Source organism: Janthinobacterium sp. GW822-FHT07H10 (genome assembly GCF_058798675.1).
Genome location: NZ_JBXAKS010000007.1, coordinates 204,050 through 225,170, shown reverse-complemented (window position 1 = coordinate 225,170; position 21,121 = coordinate 204,050). Strand labels below are relative to the sequence as shown.

General features: G+C 65.8%; 23 protein-coding genes. 13 read left to right on the top strand and 10 right to left on the bottom strand.

Annotated features, from left to right (window positions below):
* Window positions 1-19 precede the first annotated feature (19 nt).
* Entirely contained in the window at window positions 20-403 is a 384-nt protein-coding gene (locus tag AC1RDJ_RS17670) for a MerR family transcriptional regulator (protein WP_493028319.1), read from the bottom strand.
* 86 nt (window positions 404-489) lie between these two features.
* Between AC1RDJ_RS17670 and AC1RDJ_RS17665 the strand changes: the two genes are divergently transcribed.
* The 4 genes from AC1RDJ_RS17665 (at window position 490) to AC1RDJ_RS17650 (ending at window position 4,092) form a co-directional block, all read left to right on the top strand.
* Entirely contained in the window at window positions 490-927 is a 438-nt protein-coding gene (locus tag AC1RDJ_RS17665) for a hypothetical protein (protein ID WP_289885844.1), read from the top strand.
* A 90-nt stretch (window positions 928-1,017) separates the two neighbouring features.
* A complete protein-coding gene (locus tag AC1RDJ_RS17660; protein ID WP_493028266.1) occupies window positions 1,018-2,835 on the top strand; it encodes a DUF4153 domain-containing protein in 1,818 nt (605 codons plus the stop codon).
* 136 nt (window positions 2,836-2,971) lie between these two features.
* A complete protein-coding gene (locus AC1RDJ_RS17655) occupies window positions 2,972-3,406 on the top strand; it encodes a hypothetical protein (protein ID WP_156894725.1) in 435 nt (144 codons plus the stop codon).
* A gap of 287 nt (window positions 3,407-3,693) precedes the next feature.
* Window positions 3,694-4,092: a VOC family protein gene (locus AC1RDJ_RS17650; protein WP_071322868.1), complete on the top strand. Its 399-nt coding sequence runs from the start codon at window positions 3,694-3,696 to the stop codon at window positions 4,090-4,092.
* A 15-nt stretch (window positions 4,093-4,107) separates the two neighbouring features.
* Here AC1RDJ_RS17650 and motA read toward each other — a convergent pair whose 3' ends face one another.
* The 4 genes from motA to AC1RDJ_RS17630 form a co-directional block, all read right to left on the bottom strand.
* Complete coding sequence (motA, locus tag AC1RDJ_RS17645; RefSeq protein WP_071322869.1) at window positions 4,108-4,971, bottom strand: flagellar motor stator protein MotA; 864 nt, start codon at window positions 4,969-4,971, stop codon at window positions 4,108-4,110.
* A gap of 164 nt (window positions 4,972-5,135) precedes the next feature.
* A complete protein-coding gene (locus tag AC1RDJ_RS17640) occupies window positions 5,136-5,492 on the bottom strand; it encodes a glyoxalase superfamily protein (RefSeq protein ID WP_071322870.1) in 357 nt (118 codons plus the stop codon).
* Window positions 5,493-5,755: 263 nt separating this feature from the next.
* Window positions 5,756-6,460: a hypothetical protein gene (locus AC1RDJ_RS17635; protein ID WP_493028265.1), complete on the bottom strand. Its 705-nt coding sequence runs from the start codon at window positions 6,458-6,460 to the stop codon at window positions 5,756-5,758.
* A 24-nt stretch (window positions 6,461-6,484) separates the two neighbouring features.
* Window positions 6,485-6,724, bottom strand: coding sequence for a hypothetical protein (locus AC1RDJ_RS17630; protein WP_156894726.1), 240 nt, complete (start codon window positions 6,722-6,724; stop codon window positions 6,485-6,487).
* A 31-nt stretch (window positions 6,725-6,755) separates the two neighbouring features.
* Here AC1RDJ_RS17630 and AC1RDJ_RS17625 point away from each other — a divergent pair, with 31 nt between their 5' ends.
* The 8 genes from AC1RDJ_RS17625 (at window position 6,756) to nosR (ending at window position 14,768) form a co-directional block, all read left to right on the top strand.
* A complete protein-coding gene (locus AC1RDJ_RS17625) occupies window positions 6,756-7,814 on the top strand; it encodes an Lnb N-terminal periplasmic domain-containing protein (RefSeq protein ID WP_493028264.1) in 1,059 nt (352 codons plus the stop codon).
* 183 nt (window positions 7,815-7,997) lie between these two features.
* Window positions 7,998-9,254, top strand: coding sequence for a DEAD/DEAH box helicase (locus AC1RDJ_RS17620; RefSeq protein WP_493028262.1), 1,257 nt, complete (start codon window positions 7,998-8,000; stop codon window positions 9,252-9,254).
* 86 nt (window positions 9,255-9,340) lie between these two features.
* Window positions 9,341-9,802: a hypothetical protein gene (locus AC1RDJ_RS17615; RefSeq protein ID WP_156894727.1), complete on the top strand. Its 462-nt coding sequence runs from the start codon at window positions 9,341-9,343 to the stop codon at window positions 9,800-9,802.
* A 149-nt stretch (window positions 9,803-9,951) separates the two neighbouring features.
* A complete protein-coding gene (locus AC1RDJ_RS17610; RefSeq protein WP_083411694.1) occupies window positions 9,952-10,818 on the top strand; it encodes an ATP-binding response regulator in 867 nt (288 codons plus the stop codon).
* Window positions 10,815-11,165, top strand: a complete 351-nt coding sequence (locus AC1RDJ_RS17605; protein WP_071322874.1) for a hypothetical protein — start codon at window positions 10,815-10,817, stop codon at window positions 11,163-11,165. The genes AC1RDJ_RS17610 and AC1RDJ_RS17605 overlap by 4 nt, the downstream gene beginning before the upstream one ends.
* Window positions 11,162-12,001, top strand: coding sequence for an HDOD domain-containing protein (locus AC1RDJ_RS17600; RefSeq protein WP_493028261.1), 840 nt, complete (start codon window positions 11,162-11,164; stop codon window positions 11,999-12,001). The genes AC1RDJ_RS17605 and AC1RDJ_RS17600 overlap by 4 nt, the downstream gene beginning before the upstream one ends.
* Window positions 11,998-13,440: an ATP-binding protein gene (locus AC1RDJ_RS17595; protein ID WP_071322876.1), complete on the top strand. Its 1,443-nt coding sequence runs from the start codon at window positions 11,998-12,000 to the stop codon at window positions 13,438-13,440. Before AC1RDJ_RS17600 ends, AC1RDJ_RS17595 begins: the two co-directional genes overlap by 4 nt.
* Window positions 13,441-13,454: 14 nt before the next feature.
* Window positions 13,455-14,768 (top strand): response regulator c-di-GMP phosphodiesterase, NosR family, encoded by a 1,314-nt coding sequence (gene nosR, locus AC1RDJ_RS17590; RefSeq protein WP_232251118.1) that lies wholly within the window; start codon window positions 13,455-13,457, stop codon window positions 14,766-14,768.
* Between the two features lie 5 nt (window positions 14,769-14,773).
* Here nosR and AC1RDJ_RS17585 read toward each other — a convergent pair whose 3' ends face one another.
* From AC1RDJ_RS17585 to AC1RDJ_RS17565, 5 genes are all read right to left on the bottom strand, one after another.
* Window positions 14,774-16,072, bottom strand: coding sequence for an ATP-binding protein (locus AC1RDJ_RS17585; protein ID WP_071322878.1), 1,299 nt, complete (start codon window positions 16,070-16,072; stop codon window positions 14,774-14,776).
* A 76-nt stretch (window positions 16,073-16,148) separates the two neighbouring features.
* Window positions 16,149-16,820, bottom strand: coding sequence for a hypothetical protein (locus AC1RDJ_RS17580; protein ID WP_071322879.1), 672 nt, complete (start codon window positions 16,818-16,820; stop codon window positions 16,149-16,151).
* Complete coding sequence (locus AC1RDJ_RS17575; protein ID WP_071322880.1) at window positions 16,817-17,827, bottom strand: MlaD family protein; 1,011 nt, start codon at window positions 17,825-17,827, stop codon at window positions 16,817-16,819. The genes AC1RDJ_RS17580 and AC1RDJ_RS17575 overlap by 4 nt, the downstream gene beginning before the upstream one ends.
* A gap of 52 nt (window positions 17,828-17,879) precedes the next feature.
* On the bottom strand, window positions 17,880-18,695 hold the full coding sequence (locus AC1RDJ_RS17570; RefSeq protein WP_071326329.1) for an MlaE family ABC transporter permease: 816 nt from the start codon (window positions 18,693-18,695) through the stop codon (window positions 17,880-17,882).
* Window positions 18,696-18,751: 56 nt separating this feature from the next.
* Window positions 18,752-19,618 carry a LysR family transcriptional regulator gene (locus tag AC1RDJ_RS17565; RefSeq protein WP_071322881.1) on the bottom strand — a complete coding sequence of 289 codons (867 nt, stop codon included), beginning with the start codon at window positions 19,616-19,618 and terminating at the stop codon, window positions 18,752-18,754.
* A gap of 128 nt (window positions 19,619-19,746) precedes the next feature.
* Here AC1RDJ_RS17565 and AC1RDJ_RS17560 point away from each other — a divergent pair, with 128 nt between their 5' ends.
* Window positions 19,747-21,117, top strand: coding sequence for an MFS transporter (locus AC1RDJ_RS17560; RefSeq protein ID WP_493028260.1), 1,371 nt, complete (start codon window positions 19,747-19,749; stop codon window positions 21,115-21,117).
* The last annotated feature ends 4 nt before the right edge of the window (window positions 21,118-21,121 follow it).

The window sequence follows — 21,121 nt, the reverse complement described above, 5'->3', positions numbered from 1 at the left end:
CGGCAGCCTGGCAGCCTATTTAATTCCCGCCAAGATCGCCTCCCCGCAACGGACATGCGGCCGCCTGCGGCTCCAGGCGCCGCGCCAGTTCGCCGCGCAACTGCGTCAATCCCGCGATGCGCGCGTCGATATCGTCCAGCTTGCGCGCCAGCGCCGCGCGCAGCAGCTCGGCCGTGGCGGGGTCGCCGCTGGCCGCCAGCAGCGGCATGTCGGCCTCGATTTCCGCCAGGGTAAAGCCCAGTTGCTGCGCCGTGCGCAGGTAGCGCAGCCAGTCGGCCGCCTCGGGCGGATAGTCGCGGTAGCCATTCGCGCCGCGCCGCGCGCGCAGCAGGCCGCGCTTCTCATAGAAGCGCAGGGTGTCGCGGCTCAAGCCCGTCGCCTGCGCCATCTCGCCGATCTGCATGGGATGTTCTTTCATAAATAAAATGCTTGACCATGGAGTGTACTCCAGCCCTGATCATGGGCGCTTTCCACTGACAGGAGTGCCCCATGTTGTCCCTTTCCGCCTTCCGTCGCCTGGTGCGCGCCAGCGCCATCTACGACGTATTCATGACGGCCGCGTTTGCCACACCGTGGACGTTCCTGCTCTTGCGCGAGCACCTGAGCACCGTCAATGTGCGCCTGGGCGGCGTGCCCTTGCCTGTCTTCGAGCCGTTCCACTTGCTCATCAGCAGCTTGCTGGGCAGCGTCGTGATGGTCTGGTCCATGCTGCGCATCGTCGATCCGCAGCCGCGCCTGGGCCGCTATGACGCGGCGGCGCGCTACCTGTTTTCCCTGTGGATGGCGTGGGCGCTGCTGGTGACGGGACAGCCCGTGCTGTGGCTGTTCATCGTGCCGGAACTGGCCTGGGGCCTCGCGCAGAGCCTGCCGCTGCAGCGTCGCGGGGGCACGCGGGGAGGGGCGGCGCACGAATCGTTGTTGAGATGACGATAACGAAATGCAATAATGCGTCGTGAAATATGGCAATGAACGACTGATAAAGGATGCACTATGCAGCAGGACGCCGCTGGAAAAAACATGGCTTTGCTCGATCCGGTGGTGGCGCCGCGCATCGCGGTGACGCGCCTGGTGACGGGCCTGCTGCAAGGCTTGCTGCTGTACTGGCTGTACAGCACGGCGCAGGACAAGGTGTGGCCCGCCACGGAAGCCTACCTGCTGGGGCCGCTGATGTTGATCAGCTTGCTGTTGCCCGTGCTGCTGGTGTCCAGCCTGGGCCACATGTCGCTCAAGCGCATCGTGCTGTGGATGGTGGGCGCGGCCGCCGTGCTGGCCGTGCTGGCCTGGCACGACGTGGCGCGCGGCGCCGAACACGTGATCTGGGGCAATTACAAGCCCGGTGCGCCGCTGCGCGTGATTTCCGCCCAGCTGTTCGGCTTTTGCGTGGTGGGCTTTTATATCGCCCATGCGCTGGTGCTGGCCAGCGCCCAGGATGGCCAGCGCATCGCCCGCTATCCCACGTATTTCGAGATCGCCTGGAAGCTGGGCATCCAGCTGCTGTTTTCCCTGCTGTTTGTGCTGGGTCTGTGGCTGGTGCTGTGGCTGGGCGGGCAGTTGTTCCTGTTGATCAAGCTGAGCTTCCTGAAAAAGCTGCTGGGCCAGGCGTGGTTCGTGATTCCCGTCATCTGTTTCGCCTTTTCCTTCGCCATCCACATCACCGACGTGCGCCCGTCCATCGTGCGCGGCATCCGCACCCTGCTGCTGGTGCTGCTGTCGTGGCTGGTGCCAATCGCCGCCGTGCTCGTCTCCGGCTTCCTCCTGACCTTGCCCTTCATCGGCTTCGAACGGCTGTGGGCCACGCGCCATGCGGCGTCCGTGCTGCTGGGCATGGCCGGCGTGCTGGTGGTGCTGATCAATGCCGCTTTCCAGAATGGCGAAGTGGGCCATGGCGTGGCGCGCGGCATCCGCCTCGGCACGCGCCTGGCCTGTTTGCTGCTGCCGTGGGTGGTGGGCATCGCCATCTATGCGCTGACCCTGCGCGTGATGTCGCATGGCTGGACGGCCGACCGCCTGATCGCCGCCGCCTGCCTCTTGATCGCCACCTGCTATGCCGTCGGCTACGCCTGGGCCGCCAGCAAGTATGGCGACTGGCTGCACCTGATCGCCAACGTCAACGTCGCCACCGCCTGCGTCACCCTGCTGGTGCTGTTCGCCCTGTTCTCGCCGCTGGCCGACCCGGCCCGCATTTCCGTGGCCAGCCAGATGGCGCGGCTGGACAGCGGCAAGGTGAGCGTGGACAAGTTCGACTTCGAATACCTGCGCTTCCAGGGCGCCCGCTATGGCCAGGCGGCCTTGCAGGAACTCAAGACGCGCACGACGGGCGCCGATGCTGCCGTCGTGCGGGCCCGCGCCGACGCCATGCTCAAGCGCCAGAACCGGCTTGACGAGACGGGCGCCCTGAGCGACGTGTCGATCAACCTGACCCTGCGCCCGGCGACGGCAAAATTGCCGGAGAGTTTCCTGCGCCAGGACTGGACGCAAGTGGGCCCGGCCTGGCGCCTGCCCGCCTGCTTGAAGCGGGCAGGGCCGCAGTGCGACGCCTACCTGCTCGATTTCGACGGCGATGGCAAGCAGGATGTGCTGCTGATCAGCAATGACCCGCGCGCCTCGTCGGTCTTGCTGGCGGAGAAGGACGATGGTAGCTGGCATGCGCGCGGGCAAATCCCCACGGACGCCTTGCGCTGCAAGCCCCTGCGCGAGAAGCTGCAGGCCGGCCAATTCCAGCTGGTGCCGCCGAAGGTGCGCGAGCTGGAAGTCGACGGCCAGCGCGTGCCGATGACCTTATATACGCAGGAAGACGAGGTCAGCTGCCCGGATGAGACGGCGCCAGGCCCGTAAATGGCAGCGAGGGGAGGTGGCGCGACGGGCAGAACTGCTTGCTTGTCATGAAGGAAATAACTTCGTGCATCGGGCCTTTCTGGCCGTCCGTTATCGGCCAGAAGCGGACGATCACGGCAAGCGCATTGGAAACACGATGACTCAAACAGAGCAGTTCGAATTGACAATTAATGGAAGCGTGCCAGATTGGACGGAATCGATATGTGAGGGCTTCGTCTGTGAGTCTTTGCATATCAAAGGTGAACCGCCTGTGCCCGCGAATGTAAGTTACTTAAAATTCAACGGAGCTTGGTTTCGTCTTTATTTTGAATTTCGATGCGTATTCTGGCGCAGCTTTGAAGGGCAATTTCTTCCGTGGAATGCAGAGGCGCCGTGGACTGAGTACGTGGATCTGGCTGATGAACTCAAGATTGTTGGGCAACGTCTTGTGTCATGCGTAGCTAGCGCGACCGCCAAAGGTAGTGTGGTAGCGTTTGTCTTCGAAAGCGGATTGACAGTACTCATCCAGGATAGAGATGATCGGACTTCCTTTGAAATCACTGACCCTCTGCAGGCAGGATCGTTCGACTAGAGAGGCTGCCGCCGGCCAGGAGCGGACGGACGAAAGATAATGAAACCGCGTCGAGTAGCGATAGGCATGGTAAAAATAGACACAACAGGAACAATCATAAATTCTGAGCATCCAGTTCTGAATCGCCACGAGTTCACTAGACGCTTTCACCGTCGCTTTTTACACTGTCATTATTTATTGATATTCTAGAGGAGCTATTTTTTCGTCAGCGTGTCGATTTTGTGTGCCGTCACCCGTCGCAGCGATGACGCGCCGATTGCCCATTCCACCTTGATCAGGGAAGCGCCATGAACAAACAGATCATCCTCAACCTGCCCGTGAAGGACCTGGACAAATCCAGGGCCTTTTTTTCCGCTCTCGGCTTTGCCTTCGATCCCCGCTTCAGCGGCGAGAACGCGGCGTTCATGAACATCGTCGACGGCGCCATCCAGGCCATGCTGACGACCGAACCCTTCTTTCAGTCCCTGATCGACAAGCCGGTCGCGAACGCCAAGGAAGCCAATGAAGTCGTCATATGCCTCAGTTGCGAAAGCCGGGAAGAGGTGGACAGCCTGATCGCCAAGGCCGCGGCCGCCGGTGGCCGCATACCGCATCCGCCCGAAGACCATGGCTTCATGTATGACCAGGGCTTCGAGGATATCGATGGCCACCTGTGGAACCTGGTCTGGACGGCGCCGGAAGCCTGAGGCGAACCGGCCGGGTCAGTTCTTCGTGCGCACCTGGCGCACGTGGTTTTCCAGTTCGCTGAACGAGGGACGTTCCGTGGCGGAAATGACCTTGCGGCCGAATTCCACGGCCAGCGCCGGCGCGTAGCCGTTCAGGCTGGCCAGCAGGGTCACTTTCACGCACTGGTACATCTTGGCCGTTTCATGGTGTTTGCGGCGCAGCAAGCTGGCCAGCGGCGCGATGAAGCCGTAAGCCAGCAGGATGCCGATGAAGGTGCCCACCAGCGCCTGCGCGATCAGCACGCCCAGCTCGGCCGGCGGCAAGCCGACGGACGCCATCGTGTGCACCACGCCCATCACGGCGGCGACGATGCCGAAGGCGGGCATGGCGTCGGCCAGCTGCGAAATCGTCTGGATCGGCATTTCCGCATCTTCATGGTGCGTCTCGATCTCGTTATCCATCAGGTTTTCGATCTGGTAGGCGTCCATGTTGCCCGACACCATCAGGCGCAGGTAATCGGTGATGAATTCCAGGATGTGCTCGTCACCGAGCGTGTACGGATATTTCACGAAGATGGGACTGCGGTAGGGGTCGTCGATATCGTCCTCGACCGACATCAAGCCTTCCTTGCGGATCTTGCTGAGGATTTCGTACATCAGGCCCATCAGCTCCATATAGCGCGCTTTCGTGTATTGCGCACCATGGAACAGGGTGGGCAGGGCGGCGAACGTGGCGCGGATGGCCTTGGCGTCGTTGCCGACAAAGAAAGTGCCGAGTGCGGCGCCGCCGATCATCAGCAGCTCCAGCGGCTGGAACAGGGCCGCCAGATGGCCGCCCTGCATGGCAAAGCCGCCGAAGACGGAAAACAGCACGACGAGAAATCCGAGTATGACTAGCAAAACCTACTCCTTCATAATATTGCCATATCGCAATATTGTAGTTTAACCCGATTTGCCTGCATTGGCCGAGTCCGGCTGCAACTGCTGGCTGAGAAAATTGATAAAAGCGCGCACTTTGGCGGGCCGGTGCCGGCCTCGGTGCCGGGCCGGCGCGGGCGGCAAGCTTAAGCCGTCCTTTGCCAGAAGCGCAGCCTGTTGCCGAACGGGTCGGCCACTTCCAGGATGCGGCCCCAGTCTTCGTCGCGGATGCCGGGCCGCGCATACGGATAATCGTTCGCCTGCAGCTCCGCGTGCAGGGCGGCGATGTCGTCGACGGGAATCAGGAGCGCCGACCCTGGCGTGGCGTCGCCGTAATGCTCGCTGAGGTGCAGCACGAGGTCGCCGCGCGTCACCTGCAGGTACAGCGGCGCCGTGGGGTCGAAGCGGTGCTGCCAGTCCTGCGTGAAACCGAGGAAATCGAGGTAGAACTCGCGAGCTTTTTCTTCGGAAAAGATGCGCAGGATGGGAATGGCAGCTTGCATGGCGGGGCTTTCAACAAGGTGGCGATGCCGCCATTCTAAGTAATCCCCAGGAAATGATTGTGAATTCATGAAGAACAGAAGCGGATGGCGCAGCAGGGATTGCGCGGCACAAGTCCCGCGCCTGCGTAACGGTACTGCCCCGGTATGAGCAGTACTCCCGCCAAGGCGCCCGCTGCCAGCAGCGGGCAAGCCTGGTCGGCCACCTTGCACAGCGCCGCTGATGCAAGTCAGCAATCGCCATAATGTATCGGGCTTACCTGGCGTCAGGCCGGCGCCTGGCGTTTCAGCTGCGCGGCGGCGCTGGTCTTCTCCCAGCGGAACAGCCACATGATAATGAGCTTGGTCGCGGCGCTGACGCAAGCCAGCAGCAGCAAGGGCCAGCCCGTCGACAGTCCCATGACGCAGGCGAAGAAGATGGTGCTGACATCCATCGCCAGGATGAACTGGCTCATTTTGAGCGATACGGCGCCCGTCTTGCCCGAGCGCCAGATCAGGCCGATCTGGTGCGCGTAGCCCTGCGCCAGCAGCACGGTGACGGCGACGATCAGGCTTTGCGACAGCACGCGTTTTTCATCGGTGAAGGTGGGACCGAACAGCAGGCCCGCCACGCCGGCGCACAGCAGCAGGGCGCAGGCCAGCAGCGCACGGCGCGACGCCGCGCTGCGCCGGTCGCGCTCGATTTCATACAGGATGCCCAGCGCGATCAGCGAGGCGATCAGGCGCGGCCAGACGATGTAGTGGTTGAAGGGCGTAATCGAATAGCCGTACACGAAGAAGGCGCAGTAGGCGAGGAAGCTGACGGTGAACTGGTTGAGCGACAGGATGTCCGTCGTCTTGCCGGCGCCGATGCTGGCGTCGTGCTTGCGCCGCCAGATTTTTTGCAGCTGCGACCACAGCCCATACAGGCTGACGACGATGAAGAGGGAGTTGAGGCTGCCGGCAAGGGCGTAGAGCGCTGGATGCTGCAAGGTGTCACCTGAATGTTGTCGCGGTTATTGTGTTGGTAGCTGCCTGATGCCCTGCTCGGCGATGCGACAGTCGATATGCGTGCAGCCGTAGTCGTTGTGCAGCTCGAGTTCCGGCCCTTCGCGGAGGGGACGGCTCCGACCCTCGACGATGGAAAGGCCATGGAGTTGCATGCGCAGGTGCAATTGATTGTAAAAGAAATCATTATGCCATCGAAATAATATGGCATGGCTGTCCCAAGGCAGGCCGGGCACGCCCGAAATCATGCATGGCTTCACTTGCCCCTATAATGAGAGCATGACTTTCTTATCACAAGGTGCCAGCTCCGTGCTGGGCACCGTCGGCAAAATGGCCGTTACCCTGATTCTCCTGTTGACCGCACTGTGGGGCGCGCTGGCGCTGTGGTATCAGCTGTCCGGCGGCGTGGCCGCGCAAGGCATCGGTGCGCTGCTGTGGGGCGCGCTGGGCGTGGCCAGCGTGGCCCTGTGGTGGCTGCGCGGCGACGCGCGCGTGCTGCTGCCGTACGCGGCCGGCTTCGTGCTGCTGCTGGTCTGGTGGAGCCTGATCGCGCCGAAGCAGGAGCGGGTCTGGGCCGACGACGTGGCGCGCAACGTGACGGGCACGCTGAAGGGCAATATGGTCACGCTGGAAAACGTGCGCAACTTCGACTGGCGCAGCGACGACGACTACACGGTCAAGTGGGAGCAGCGCAGCTACGACCTCGACCAGCTGCGCACGGTCGACGCGGCGCTGTCGTACTGGACCGGGCCCTATATCGCGCATACGCTGATCTCGTTCGGCTTTGCCGATGGGCGCTTCCTGACGTTTTCCATCGAAATCCGCAAGGAAAAGGGCGAGAGCTTTTCCGCCATCGGCGGCTTCTTCAAGCATTTCGAGATGAGCCTGGTGGCGGCCGACGAGCGCGACATCCTGCGCGTGCGCACGAATGCACGGGGCGAGGACATGCAGTTGTACCGCGTGATGATGCCGAAGGCGGCCATGCGCTCGCTGTTTCTCGCCTACCTGGCCGAGGCGGAGTCGCTCAAGCGCCAGCCGCAGTTCTACAACACCCTGACGGCCAACTGCACCACCATCGTCTTCGAGATGGTGCGCCGCATCGTGCCTGGCCTGCCGCTCGACTACCGCCTGCTGGCTTCCGGCTACCTGGACCGCTACCTGTTCGACGTCAAGGGCCTGGTGCCGGGCCTGAGCTTCCAGCAGCTGCGCATAGGGGGCCACGTCACGGCGCGCGCGCGGGCGGCGAATGACGATCCCGACTTTTCGCACACGATCCGGCGCGGCATGCCGGGCTACGATGACGCTGGTTATCCGAAGCTGCAAATGCCCAGGCAGTAGGCGACAAAATGCCCAGGGCGTCGTTGCCCATGCCTTGCCGTCCTAGCGTACTGTCTGCGGCATGGCGCCTGGCCCCGAGCATTTTGTCAGCTTAGGCCTACCCTTGCTTTATACTGTCGCCATATCCCGACCGGCCGCCTTTCGCGGCCGGTCTCACTTTACGAATAGACAAGAAGGCCCGCTATGCCATTTTCCTCACTGGGTCTGATTCCCGCCCTGGTCCGTGCCGTCGACAAGGCCGGCTATGCCGCGCCGACGGCCATCCAGGCGGCCGCCATTCCCGCCATCCTGCGCGGCAGCGACGTGCTGGGCGCGGCCCAGACGGGTTCCGGCAAGACGGCCGCCTACGCGCTGCCGCTGCTGCAGGCGCTGATGGCGCCCGTTTCCGGCCCGCGCCAGGTGCGCGCGCTGATCCTCGTGCCGACGCGCGAGCTGGCGGCGCAGGTGGGGCAGACCGTGCATGCGCTGGCCAAGCCGCTGCCCGTCAAGCTGAAGATTTCCGTGCTGTTCGGCGGCGTCTCGATCAACCCGCAGATGATGGACCTGCGCGGCGGCGCCGATATCGTCGTCGCCACGCCGGGCCGTTTGCTGGACCTGGTGCGGCAAAATGCCGTGAAACTGGGCGGCGTGTCGCTGTTCGTGCTCGACGAGGCCGACCGCCTGCTCGACATGGGTTTTGCCGAGGAAATCAACGCGATTCTGGCGCTGCTGCCCCGGCAGCGGCAAAACCTGTTCTTCTCGGCCACCTTCCCCGACAGCGTGCAGGCGCTGGCCGACAGCCTGCTGACGGCGCCCGTGCGCATCGAAGTGGCGTCCGAGCCGCAGGACAAGCCCGACATCGTGCAGCGCGCCATCACGGTCGACGTGCCGCGCCGCACGCAGCTGCTGCGCTACCTGATCCTGCAGCAGCAGTGGGAGCGCGTGCTGGTATTCGTCGCCACCAAGTATGCGGCCGAACACGTGGCCGACAAGCTGCAGCGCGCGGGCCTGCACGTGGGCGCCTTCCACGGCGAATTCAGCCAGGGCACGCGCAGCCAGCTGCTGGCCGACTTCAAGGCGGGCCGCCTGCAGGTGCTGGTGGCCACCGACGTGGCCGCGCGCGGCATCGACATCGCCGGGCTGCCGGCCGTCGTCAACTACGACTTGCCCCGTTCCGCCGTCGACTACACGCACCGCATCGGCCGCACGGGCCGCGCCGGCGAGAGCGGCACGGCCGTCAGTTTCATCACGGCCGATACGGAAGCGCATTTCCGCCTGATCGAAAACCGCAACGACTTGCGCATCGTGCGCGAAGTGGTGGCCGGCTTCGAGCCGACGGAGCTGCCCACGCCCGTCAGCGCCGTGACGGACACGGTCAACGGCGGCGTGAAGGGCGCGCGCAAAAGCAAGAAGGATAAATTGCGCGAAGCGGCGGCCAAGGCAGCGGCAGGCGACAACTAAATCATCGTTATGTGCGCTAGCCGCTTGAACGGCTGGCCATCCCGGACTAAGATGGTCGTTCCATACGGCAATGAAACGGGATGAACATGCAACGCAAGACTATCACCATGGCGGGACCGCTGGCGGCGCTGGCGCTGTTGGCAGGCTGTGCCGGCATGTCCGGCAAGGACGGAGCCGCTTCCGGGCCAGCCATGCCGGGCGTCGTGGGCAAGGGCGAGGTGGTCGCCACCTGGTACAACCCGCCCAGCGAATTTCCCGGCATATGCATGACCCAGCTAAAGGATGGCCGCCTGCGCTTCGATGGCGGCTTCGCCTTCTACAATCCGGGCCGCTGGTCGTATGATGCCGCCACGGCCGAGCTCAGCCTGCAACTGGCGCCCACGCCCTCGCTGGAGCTGTCCCACTCGCAAATCGTCTTGCACAAGAATCTGCTGCGCATCGACGGGCCGAAAAACACGCTCGTCTATGGCGTCAAGGCCGACACGCAGGCCATCGGCCTGGGCGGCTTCGTGTTTTACCGCAATATGCCGTGTCCGGCCCGCGCATGAGGGCTGGCACCGCTGCCAAGGAAGGTGCCGTAAGGGAATATTTAGTCGTATAATTTCAGGCAAGTAAGCTTGCCACGCAAGGCTGCGCCGCGTGGCGTTTTTCCTCCAGGCATGCTCCGATGTCGCCACGGCGACGATAGGATGGTCCGATGGATTTGCACGACGAGCACGCGCTGCCAGCCAGCGACCCCGCGCGGCCTGTGGCGCCGCCGCGCACCCTGCTATTGGTCGACGACGAACAGAATATCCTCGCGTCGCTCAAGCGCCTGCTGCGGCGCGACCAATACCATATCTTGACTGCCGGCAGCGGCCAGGAAGGGCTGGCGGTGCTGGCCAGCCATGCCGTCGACGTGATCGTCTCGGACCAGCGCATGCCGGGCATGCTGGGCGCCGATTTCCTGCGCAAGGCCAAGCTGCTGTATCCGCAGACCATACGCATCATGCTGTCGGGCTATACGGAGCTGCAAGCCGTCACGGACGCCGTCAACGAGGGCGCCATCTTCAAGTTCCTCACCAAACCGTGGGAAGACCACCAGTTGCGCGAGCATATTGCCGAAGCGTTCCGCCTGAAGGGCATCGACGACGACAATGTGCGCCTCAATGCCCAGCTGCGCGAGGCCAACCTGGCCCTGGCGGCGGCGAATGCATCGATGCAGGCGCTGGTGCGCCAGCAGCGGCACCAGATCAGCCGCGACGAGGTCAGCCTGGGCATCGCGCGCGAACTGCTGCAATTCCTGCCGCTACCCGTGATCGGGCTCGACGAGGATGGCATGATCGCCTTCATCAACGCGGCGGCGGCCAGCCTGTTCGAGCGTGGCGCTGCGCTGCTGGGCAACGAGGCGGCGCTGGTCCTGCCGCAGCTGTTCGACGACATGGCGGGGACGAGGGACGCCGGCGGCCAGCATCTGGCCCCCATCAACGGCCAGCCGTATGCGGTGGCGATTCATTCGATGGGCGTGCATTCGCAGTCGCGCGGCAGCCTGGTCACGCTGACGCGCCAGGGAGCGCCGGCATGAGCGCCGTCAGCCACGCCGGCAGCCGCGACATCGCGCTCGAGCAGGCGCAGGAAGGCATGGTGCTGGCGCTGGCGCTCAGCGACGCCAGCGGCGCCGTGCTGCTGGCGCAGGGCGCCGCCCTGACGGCGGCCAACCTGGCGGCCCTGCGCCGGCGCGGCGTGGAGCGCTGCGTTATCGTCGCCGAGGATGAGGCAGAGCCGGACCCGGCCGCGCAGGAGAATGCCGAGCGCGAGCGCGAACGCCAGCTGGCGCGCCTGCAGCGCCTGTTCCGCGCCACGCCGCCAGAAAGCCCCGGCGCGCAGCTGCTGGCCTTGCTGCAGCGCTACCGGCAAGGGGGCAGCGCATGAGCCAGCCCACCTTTGACCAGCTGCTGCGGCAGATACAGGAGCTGCCGGCGCTGCCGGCCGTCGTGCTGGAATTGCTGTCGAGCATAGACCAGGAAGACACGGACGTGCATGTGCTGGCGCAAAAGATCGAGCTGGACCAGGCGCTGGCGGCGAAGACCTTGCGCATCGCCAATTCCTCGTTTTACGGCATGCAGTCGAAGGTCACCAGCATCCCGCAAGCCGTTTCCGTGCTGGGCTTTCACAGCATCCGCACCCTGGTCACGGCGTGCGCGTTGACGGGCAGCTTCGCGCCGGCCGGCGGCGGCTTCGATTTTGCGGCCTTCTGGCGCCATTCGCTGGCCACGGCCGTGGCGGCGCGCATGCTGGCGCCGCACCTGCAAGTCAATCCGGAGACGGCGTTTACGGCCGGCCTGCTGCACGACCTGGGCACGCTGGTGCTGGCGACGCGCTTTACCGCCGAACACGCGCTGATCCGCAGCTACCGCCAGGCGCACGATTGCCAGATGGCCGAGGCCGAGCTGGCTGTCATGGGTATCGACCATGCGCAGGTGGGCAGCGCCCTGGCCGCGTACTGGAAATTTCCCGCCGCCATACAGCAAGCCGTGGCCGACCACCACGCCATCGAACGCCTCGACGGCGGCGGTTTGCCGCTGGTGGTGCACGTGGCCAATGCCGTCGCCCATGCGCTGGACTTGTCCGGCCAGGACGACGCCCTCGTGCCGCCGCTGTCGGCCTCCGGCTGGGCGCGTTTCGCGCTCGCCGATGCGGCCTGGTTCGCCCTGTTCCGGCAGACCGAGCGCACCTTCGATGAAATGTCGCGGATCATGCTGGCATGAGCAAGCACACGGAGAGCGCCTTGCCCCCCGACGCGGTCGCGCTGTCGGCATTCTTCGATGGCCACCCCGTGGCCACCTTCGCCATCGATACGCAGCACGTGGTGACGCACTGGAACAGCGCCTGCGAGCAGCTGCTCGGCTATTCGGCCGCCGACATGGTGGGCACGCGCAACCACTGGAAGGCGTTTTACCGCCAGCCGCGCGCCTGCCTGGCCGACTTGCTGGTGGCCGACGATATCGCGCTGGGCGAAAACGAGCTGTACCAGGGAAAGCTGAAGCGCTCGCCCGTGATCCCGGGCGCCTACGAGGCCGAGGACTTCTTCGCGAATATCGGCCTCGACGGGCACTGGCTGCACTTCACGGCCGCGCCGCTGCGCGACCGCCACGGCCGCCTCGTGGGCGCCATCGAGACCTTGCGCGACGTGACGGAACGCCATCACGCGGAAAGCGCGCTGCGCAAGGCCCACGCCAACCTCGAGCACCTGGTGGCCAGGCGCACGGCGCAGCTGGCCGAAATGAATGAACGCCTGGCCGACGATATCCGCCAGCGCGAGCGCGCCGACACGGAATTGCGCGAGCGCAACCTGGCGCTGACGGAACTGAACAACAAGCTGTCGCTGGCCCAGCAAAAGCTGCTGCAGTCGGAAAAGCTCGCCTCGATCGGCCAGCTGGCCGCCGGCGTGGCGCACGAGATCAACAATCCCATCGGCTACGTCTTTTCCAATGTCGGCACCCTGGAAGGCTACCTGGACGACCTGTTCACCATGCTCGACGCCTATGAAGAAGCCGAGCCGGCCGTCGCCGACGCGGTGGTCGCCGCGCGCCTGCGCGCCTTGCGCGAGCAGATCGACCTGGACTTCCTGCGCACCGACATTCCCCAGCTGATGGGCGAGTCGAAGGAAGGCATCGTGCGCGTGCGCCGCATCGTGCAGGACCTGAAGGATTTCTCGCGCACGGACGCGCACCAGGAATGGGTGTGGGCCGACTTGCGCCAGGGCATAGACACGACGCTCAATATCGTGAACAACGAGGTCAAGTACAAGGCCGACGTCATCCGGCAGTATGGCGACATTCCCGACATCGAGTGCCAGCCCTCCGAACTGAACCAGGTGATCATGAACCTCGTCGTCAACGCGGCCCACGCCATGGGCGAGGGGCGGGGGCGCATCACCTTGCGCACGGGCAGCGACAGCGCGGAGGAGGTGTGGATCGAGGTCGAGGATACGGGCGCCGGCATCGCGCCCGAGCACCTGTCGCGCATCTTCGACCCCTTCTTCACCACCAAGGCCGTCGGCAAGGGCACGGGGCTGGGGCTGTCGCTGGCCTACAGCACGGTGCAGAAGCACCACGGCCGCATCGACGTGCGCAGCGCGCCCGGCAGCGGCACCACTTTCCGCATCACCTTGCCCGTGCGCCAGGCGCAGGCCGCCGCACCATGACTGAACAGGACAACATGAGCACCAGCACCGCGCCAGCGCCGCCCACCATCCTCTGCGTCGACGACGAGCCGAATATCCTGTCCGCGCTGCGGCGCCTGTTCCGCCCGCACGGCTACCGCGTGCTGACGGCCGACGGCGGCGCGGCCGGCCTGGCGCTGCTGGAAAGCGAGGCGGTGGACCTGGTCATTTCCGACATGCGCATGCCGCACATGGACGGCGCGCAGTTCCTGGCCCAGGTGCGCCGGCGCTGGCCCGCCACCATGCGCTTGCTGCTGACGGGCTACGCGGATATCCAGTCCATCCTCGACGCCATCAACGAGGGCGAAATCTACCGCTACGTGACCAAGCCGTGGGACGAGAACGACATCGTGCTGGTGGTGCGCCACGCGCTGGAACGGCGCGCGCTGGAACAGGAAAAACTGCGCCTGGAGGCGCTCACGGCCAGCCAGAACGGGCAGCTGAAGGCGCTCAACGCCAGCCTGGAAGAGAAGGTGGCGCAGCGCACGCAGCAGCTGAAGCTGTCGCACGACGACTTGCAGGCGGCGAACGACAAGCTGAAGGCCACGTTCGTGACGACGATCAAGGTGTTTTCCAATCTGATCGAAATGCGCGGCGGCAAGCTGGCTGGCCACGCGCGCCGGGTGGCGGAACTGGCGCGCAAGCTGGCGCAGGCGCTGGGCCTGGAAGCGCAGGAGGCGCGCGACGTCTTCATCGCGGCCCTGCTCAAGGATATCGGCAAGCTCAGTCTGAGCGATGCGCTGCTGGAATTGCCGGCCAGCGCCTGGACGGGCGAGCAGCTGGCCGCCTTCCGCAAGCATCCGCTGCGCGCCGAGCAGCTGCTGATGGCGCTCGAGGAATTGCGCGGCGTGGCCGTGATCCTGCGCTCGCAGCTCGAGCGCTTCGACGGCGCCGGCTTCCCCGATGGCATGACGGGCCTGGCCATCCCGCAGGGCGCGCGCATCCTGGCGCTGGCGTCCGACTATGACGGCTTGCAGATCGGCGCCATGGTGCAGCGCAGCCTGCGCGCGGACGAGGCGCGCACCCTGATCTACGACAGCAGCGGCAAGCGCTACGATCCCGCCGTGGTGGCCGCCTTCCGCGCCATCATGGACGAGACGGAAGCGCCGCCGCGCGACCTGGCCGTGCTGTCGGGCCAGCTGGAGCCGGGCATGGTGCTGTCGCGCGACCTGATCAGCCGCGACGGCCTGATGCTGCTGGCGGCCGAGCATGTGCTGACGGCGCGCGTGATTGCCCAGCTGCTCGATTTCGAGGGCAAGAATGGCGGCAGGCTCAACATTCGCGTGTATCCGCCGGCCAGGGACGGCTAGTTCCGTCAGGCCTTGGGCCGTGCCGCCGGCGGCGCCACGGGCAGGTGGATGGTGAAGCGCGTGCCCCGGCCCGGCTCGGACGCCACCTCGATGCGCCCCCCATGCTTCATGACGATGCCGTACGAGAGCGACAGGCCCAGGCCCGTGCCGCTGCCCACGGCCTTGGTGGTGAAGAACGGTTCGAAGATGCGGTGCAGGTGTTCGGGCGCGATGCCGGCGCCCGTGTCGCCGATCTCCACCCACACCCAGCCATCGGCATGGCCCGTGCGGATGCTGATCACGCCTTCGCCGCTGATGGCCTGGCCCGCGTTGACCAGCAGGTTCATGAATACCTGGTTCAGCTGCGAAGCGAGGCAGGTAATCGACGGCAACTCGCCATATTGCTTGTCGATGCGCGCCTTGTACTTGAGTTCGTTACTGACGATGTTCAGAGTACTGTCCAGGCCGGCATGCAGGCTGGCTACCTGCCAGTCCGTCTCGCCGACATGGGAAAAATCCTTCAGCGCCTGCACGATGTCGCGCACGCGCTTCAAGCCATCCATCGATTCGCCGATCAGCTCGACCACGTCCGTCTGCAGGTACGCCAGGTCGGCCTGTTCGCGCACCTGGGCCACGCGCGCGGCCAGCGCGGCGGGCATGGCCGCCTCATATTGCCCGATCACGTCGAACAGGGTGCCGACATAGGCTTGAAGCGAGCTCATGTTGGAATTGACGAAGCCGATCGGATTGTTGATCTCGTGCGCGATACCGGCCGCCAGCTGGCCGATGGACGCCATTTTTTCCGCCTGCAGCAGCTGGTCGTGCGCTTCCTGCAACTTGCTGATCAATAGTTGCTGCTCTTCGCCGCGCGCCTGCAGCATCGCTTCCATGCGCTTGCGCTCGGTGATATCCGTCAGCGAGCCGATCACCTCGAACGGCACGCCGTGCTCGTCGCGCACGAGGCGCAGGCTGTCGTGCATCCACAGATAACTGCCGTCGCGCACGCGAAAGCGGTATTCATAGGCGCGCGCACCCTCGACGAAGATTTGCGCCAGGCTGGAAAAAATGCCGGGCGCATCGTCGGGGTGGATATGGTCGAACCAGAAATTCGGGTCGGCCACCATCTCGTCCGGATGGTAGCCCAGCACGTTCAAGGCGTTATTGCTGACAAAGGTCATCTTGAAGTCGCCGCTGGGCACGGTGCAATAGATGATGGAGGGGGTATTGTCGAGCAGGTATTGCAGGCGGTCGGCCGTGGCGGCCGGCGCCGCGTCGCCCGCCGGCCTGGCGTCGGAAGAAAAGAATTCGAAGTCCTCGAACTGCATCGTCACACCTCGCTGCCTGGCTGTCGGCCTGCTGCGATTATGCCTGAAGCCGGCGCGGCCGGCACGCCGCGCGCGTTCAGGGGGCGGGCGGCTGGCCGACGATGGCCATGCGGCGGGCGATGCGCCCGGCTTCCTGCGCATCGCCCGCCTGTTCGGCGCGCAGGCGCTGCACGCCCAGCCACGCCAGCAGCGGACGGCGCCAGCCCTGGTCCGAGGCCGTGGCGACGGCCGTGTCCAGCAGGGCGGGGGTGGCGCGGCTGGCGCGCAGCAGCACGCCGGCCGCCACCAGCTGCGACAGCGGGTCCTTGATGGCGGCCACGGCGTCGGCCGCCGCCGTGTCCGAGCCGGCGCCCGCCACGCCGCGCTGCGCCTCGGGCAGCAGGGCGATGTCGGCCGCCTGCGGCGTGCCGGCCAGGTAGGCCGCATACGCGCGGTCGGCGGCGCTGGCGTCGGCGCGCAGCGCGTCGAAGCCCGTGCAGTCTTCGAAGACGAGGCTGGCGACGCGCGTGGCGCAGCGCAGCAGTTCGACCCTGGCCACCAGGTCGATCTTGCCCGTGCCGCCCACCTGGCTGCGGGCGCGCTGGAATTCCGTCTGTTCGACCAGGGTCTGGCCATTCAGGTAGGCCGCCTCGTAACGCTCGATCGAGCTTTGCGCGTTCATCTTCCAGTCCGGCACGGGCGGGCCGCTGGAACAGGCGGCGAGTGCCGCCATGGCCAGCGCGGACAACGCTACATTGATATTTCTCATGGCAGTTTGATCTCCGGATTGCGCTTGAACGGCCATTTGCGGTTGATTTCATTGACCAGCTGCTCGACCTTGCGCAGATTGCTTTCCACGTCGGCGCGCAGCGGGCCCAGGTCGGCCGTGGCCGCCCTGGCGTTGGCGCCCACGGCTTGCGCCTCGACCAGCACGGCGTCGACCTTTTTCAGGCTGGCGCGCGTGTCGGCCAGCAGCGCGTTCAGCTGCACGATGGTTGCCTGCGCATCCGTCATCACGCCCTTGTCGCCAAACACGCGCGTGTCGGCATTGGCCACCAGGCCGTCCGTGCGGCGCGCCAGCTGGTCCGCCGTGACGAGCAGGGCGTTGGCGCGCTCGACCAGCAGGCGCGACTGCTTGTCGTCGCCCGTCAGCAAGCCCATGGCGCCGCCCGGACCGCTGAGCTTGCCCGTGACGGCCTGCACATTGCGCAGGGTGCCGTCGAGCGCGGAATCGGTGCCCGTCAGGCTGGCCACGTTGTTCAGCAAGTCCTTCGCGGCCGACAGCAGGCGCGGGATTTCCGCCGCCATGTCGCCCACCAGCAAGTCGCGCGTGGCATCGTCCGGCAGCGGCGGATCCGTCAGGATGCCGCTGTAGGCGCGCAGCTTGGCGCCGCCGACGATGCCTCGTTCCAGCGTGAAGATGGAGCTGGTGCGCAGCCAGTGCGCGTCTTTGCGCGGCACGTCGATGATGACGCGGGCCTTGCCGTCCGGCGCCAGCTCGATGCGCTGCACGCGGCCGATGGGGAAACCGGAAAAGGTCAGGTCGGCGCCCACGCCCACGCCGTCGGAATCGTCGGTCGTCAGCACCAGCGTCTGCGTGGCTTCGAAGGCGCCGCGCGCATACATCAGGTAGACGACGGAGCCGACCACCAGCACGAACATGAAGACGAGCAGGATGGCCGCCTTCAGTTCGGCGTGGCGCACGGGCGGCGGCGCGGGCAGCACGGCGTCGGGCGCCGTGACGTCGGTCTGGTCGGGAGTGGGTGTCTGGCTCATGGCGTCGGGCTCTCGTATGGATGGTGTGGGGATCGCTGGCGGCTGGCGGGCATCAATAGTAATTGCCCATCAGCGAGGCCACTTCGATCAGCAGGATGACGGAAAACAGGCGCAGCATTTCGGACAGGCCGTGCGCGGCCCACATGCGCCCGCGCCGGCTGCGCGGGTCTTCCGGGTAGTACGAGGAGGCAAGCGGAATCAGTGCCACGGCAAAGCTGAAGAAGACCACCTTCAGCATGAGGATCAGGGCCACGGCCGGGTTGAAGATCTGTCCCACGACGCGCGTGTAGCCCTGCAGCGCCCACGGCGTGAAGCCATAGATGGTGAGGTAGGCGAGCACCAGCGAGGTGACGCAGCTGACGATGGCCAGCATCCACACGGCGAAGATGCCGGACATGACGCGCGGAAAGTATTCGCGGCGCAGCAGGTCGACGCCCTGGCGCTGCATGGTGTCGAGCACGCCGGTCGAGCGCATTTGCGCAAACGCAATACCATCGGGCAAGGTCAGGCGCAGCGCGACGAACAGGGCGGCCGTCAGCGGTATCAGTTCCAGCACCAGCACGCGCACCACCATTTCCAGCGCATAGCGCGACAGGCCGTAGCTTTGCGCGCTGACGACGACGATGCGGATCAGCACCAGGCTGACCAGCGCGCAGGCGACGCTGAACCACACCAGGTTGGGCGCCGTGTTCGTCACCAGGCGGTGCGCGAGGATGGGGCGGTTGGCGCGGTTGTAGCTCGACGGCGACAGGGCCAGCGAAAACACGAGGATGGCGAAATGCACGAGGCGCCACCAGCTGCCCAGCCAGGCAATGGTGGCCCGGTGCAGGCGGCGCAGGCCGATGATGAGGGAGACGGAAACGGTCATCATGGCATCTTAACATCAGCCCGGCCCGGCAGGCACGGCTGGCGTGCGCGCGGCGTCTATTTGTCGGCCACGCTGGCGATGATGGCGTCGGCCGCCGCCCGCACCCTGGCAGAGCGGTTCAGGTCGGCATGCATGACGAGCCACACGTCATACGGTTCGGCCCGCTCTGGCCAGATGCGCACGAGCAATGGATCGATATCGCCCAGGTGGGTGGCCAGCTCGGCCACGCCCAGGCCCGCGCGCGCCGCTTGCTGCAGCATCATGGCCGAATTCACTTCCATGGCCACCCTGGCGTTGGCGACGGGCTCGCCGGCGATCTTCTCCGCGTGGCGCGGCGTCACGGTATGGTGGTAGATGACGATGTCGTGGCCGGCCAGCGCCGTGCCGCGCACGGGTTCGCCCCGTTCGGCCAGGTAGGCGGGCGACGCGTACAGGCCCAGGCTGCGCTTGACGAGGTGGCGCGAGATCAGGTCCGGGTCGGTGGGGCGCACGCCGCGCACGGCCAGGTCCGCCTCGCGTCGCGTCAGGCTGGCCAGCGCCGGCGCCACGTTGAGCACGATGCGGATGTCCGGGTGGGCCGCATGCAGCCGCTGCATGGCGCGGATGACGAAATGGCTGGCCATGGTATCCGTGGTGGCCACGCGCACGAGGCCGGACAGGCGGTTGTCGACGCCCAGCATTTCCCTCTGCAATTTGTCGGCCGCCCGCTCCATCGCCTCGGCGGCCGAGAGCGCCAATTCGCCGGCCGGCGTGGGTACATAGCCGGACGGCGTGCGCAGGAACAGGGTGGCGCCCAGCGATGCCTCCAGCGCGGCCAGGCGGCGCCCGCACGTGGCCTGGTCGATGCACAGCAGGGCGGCCGCGCCGCGCAGGGTGCCGGCCCGGCCGATGGCCAGAAAAATGCGCGCGTTATCCCAGTCCATGCGTTTCCTCCATGCTGACGTCTTTTTTGTTGATGCATTTTTGCATCATAGCGCCGATTTTATGCCTGTTTACTGCATTGTGCAACGCTCCTACAATGGCTGCCCCGCCGTCCCTGCAAGGAAAAACCATGTCTGCCATTCCACCGCGCCGTGCCAACGGCTTGATCCTGCTGACCCTGGCGTTCGGCTTCGTCATGGCCATGATCGACGTCACGGCCGTCAACGTGGCGCTGTCCGATATCGCGCGCGACCTGGCCATTCCGCTGACGGGCCTGGTCTGGGTGGTCGACGGCTACACCCTGACGTTTGCCGCGCTGCTGCTGGCCGGCGGCGCGCTGGCCGACTGCTATGGCCCCAAAGCCGTGTACCAGGGCGGACTCGGCGTCTTCATCCTCGGCTCGATCCTGTGCGGCGCCGCGCCCGACGGCCATTTCCTCACGGCGGCGCGCCTGCTGCAAGGGGCGGGCGCGGCCCTGTTCATGCCCAGCTCGCTCAGCCTGCTGACGCACAGCTTCGACGACGAGCGCGAACGCACGCGCATGCTCGGTGCCTGGTCGGCGCTGGTGGGCGTGGCGGGCGCGTCCGGTCCCCTGATCGGCGGCATCCTCGTGCACCAGTTCGGCTGGCGCAGCGTCTTCTGGGTGAACGTGCCGCTGGGCGTGCTGGCCATCGTCATGGCGCAGGTGCTGCTGGCCGCGCCGGCCCGCCAGCCGCGCGACCTGTCGCTGTTCAGCCATGCGCTGGGCGTGGCGGCGCTGGCGGGCCTGAGTTTCGTGCTGATCGAAGGTCCCGTGCTGGGCTGGCTGTCGCCGGGCGTGCTGGCGGCAGGGGCATGGACGGTATTGTCCGCCTGGCAATTACTGCGGCGCGAGCGCAGCGGCAGCCATCCGCTGCTGCCGCGCGCACTGTTTCACAGCAGCAGCTTCGGCGCGGCCAATGGCGTGGGATTTTTGATTAACTTTTGCGTCTTCGGCCAGCTGTTTTTATTGAGCCTGTTCCTGCAGCAAGCGGGCGGCGCCGACGCCTTGCAGTCGGGCCTGCGCCTGCTGCCCATGATGGCAGCCTACACGGTGGGCAATTTCATGGCTGGGAGTATTGCGGCGCGGCATGGCACGCGCCTGCCGATGCTGTTCGGTTTGCTGGTGGGCGCCGTCATGGCGCTGCTGTTGATGGCCTTGCGCCCCGGCACGCCGTTTGCGCTGCTGGCGCTGGGCACGGCCGTCATGAACGTGGCCATCGGCATCGCCATTCCCGCCATGACGGCCACCGTGATGCGGGTGGCCGGCAAGCAGCATGCGAACAGCGCGGCGGCGGCCCTGAATGCGAACCGGCAGATCGGCGCCCTGGTGGGCGTGGCCCTGATCGGCAGCATCCTGCACATGGTGCCCGACTGGTCGCTGCGCCTGCCGCTGGCCTACGCGACGATTGCCGCCGCGTATGGCCTGGCGGCGGCCCTCGTCCACCGCCACGTGCACGTGCCGCAGGCCGTGGCGGCCTGAGGCG

Coding starts and splice junctions, on each gene's coding strand:
- AC1RDJ_RS17665 (WP_289885844.1), top strand. CDS start 490: ATGTTGTCCCTTTCCGCCTTCCGTCGCCTGGTGCGCGCCAGCGCCATC.
- AC1RDJ_RS17575 (WP_071322880.1), bottom strand. CDS start 17,827: ATGAGCCAGACACCCACTCCCGACCAGACCGACGTCACGGCGCCCGAC.
- AC1RDJ_RS17650 (WP_071322868.1), top strand. CDS start 3,694: ATGAACAAACAGATCATCCTCAACCTGCCCGTGAAGGACCTGGACAAA.
- AC1RDJ_RS17670 (WP_493028319.1), bottom strand. CDS start 403: ATGCAGATCGGCGAGATGGCGCAGGCGACGGGCTTGAGCCGCGACACC.
- AC1RDJ_RS17605 (WP_071322874.1), top strand. CDS start 10,815: ATGAGCGCCGTCAGCCACGCCGGCAGCCGCGACATCGCGCTCGAGCAG.
- AC1RDJ_RS17610 (WP_083411694.1), top strand. CDS start 9,952: ATGGATTTGCACGACGAGCACGCGCTGCCAGCCAGCGACCCCGCGCGG.
- AC1RDJ_RS17640 (WP_071322870.1), bottom strand. CDS start 5,492: ATGCAAGCTGCCATTCCCATCCTGCGCATCTTTTCCGAAGAAAAAGCT.
- AC1RDJ_RS17615 (WP_156894727.1), top strand. CDS start 9,341: ATGCAACGCAAGACTATCACCATGGCGGGACCGCTGGCGGCGCTGGCG.
- AC1RDJ_RS17620 (WP_493028262.1), top strand. CDS start 7,998: ATGCCATTTTCCTCACTGGGTCTGATTCCCGCCCTGGTCCGTGCCGTC.
- AC1RDJ_RS17580 (WP_071322879.1), bottom strand. CDS start 16,820: ATGAGAAATATCAATGTAGCGTTGTCCGCGCTGGCCATGGCGGCACTC.
- AC1RDJ_RS17660 (WP_493028266.1), top strand. CDS start 1,018: ATGGCTTTGCTCGATCCGGTGGTGGCGCCGCGCATCGCGGTGACGCGC.
- nosR (WP_232251118.1), top strand. CDS start 13,455: ATGAGCACCAGCACCGCGCCAGCGCCGCCCACCATCCTCTGCGTCGAC.
- AC1RDJ_RS17655 (WP_156894725.1), top strand. CDS start 2,972: ATGACTCAAACAGAGCAGTTCGAATTGACAATTAATGGAAGCGTGCCA.
- AC1RDJ_RS17560 (WP_493028260.1), top strand. CDS start 19,747: ATGTCTGCCATTCCACCGCGCCGTGCCAACGGCTTGATCCTGCTGACC.
- AC1RDJ_RS17595 (WP_071322876.1), top strand. CDS start 11,998: ATGAGCAAGCACACGGAGAGCGCCTTGCCCCCCGACGCGGTCGCGCTG.
- AC1RDJ_RS17630 (WP_156894726.1), bottom strand. CDS start 6,724: ATGATTTCGGGCGTGCCCGGCCTGCCTTGGGACAGCCATGCCATATTA.
- AC1RDJ_RS17600 (WP_493028261.1), top strand. CDS start 11,162: ATGAGCCAGCCCACCTTTGACCAGCTGCTGCGGCAGATACAGGAGCTG.
- AC1RDJ_RS17585 (WP_071322878.1), bottom strand. CDS start 16,072: ATGCAGTTCGAGGACTTCGAATTCTTTTCTTCCGACGCCAGGCCGGCG.
- AC1RDJ_RS17565 (WP_071322881.1), bottom strand. CDS start 19,618: ATGGACTGGGATAACGCGCGCATTTTTCTGGCCATCGGCCGGGCCGGC.
- AC1RDJ_RS17625 (WP_493028264.1), top strand. CDS start 6,756: ATGACTTTCTTATCACAAGGTGCCAGCTCCGTGCTGGGCACCGTCGGC.
- AC1RDJ_RS17570 (WP_071326329.1), bottom strand. CDS start 18,695: ATGACCGTTTCCGTCTCCCTCATCATCGGCCTGCGCCGCCTGCACCGG.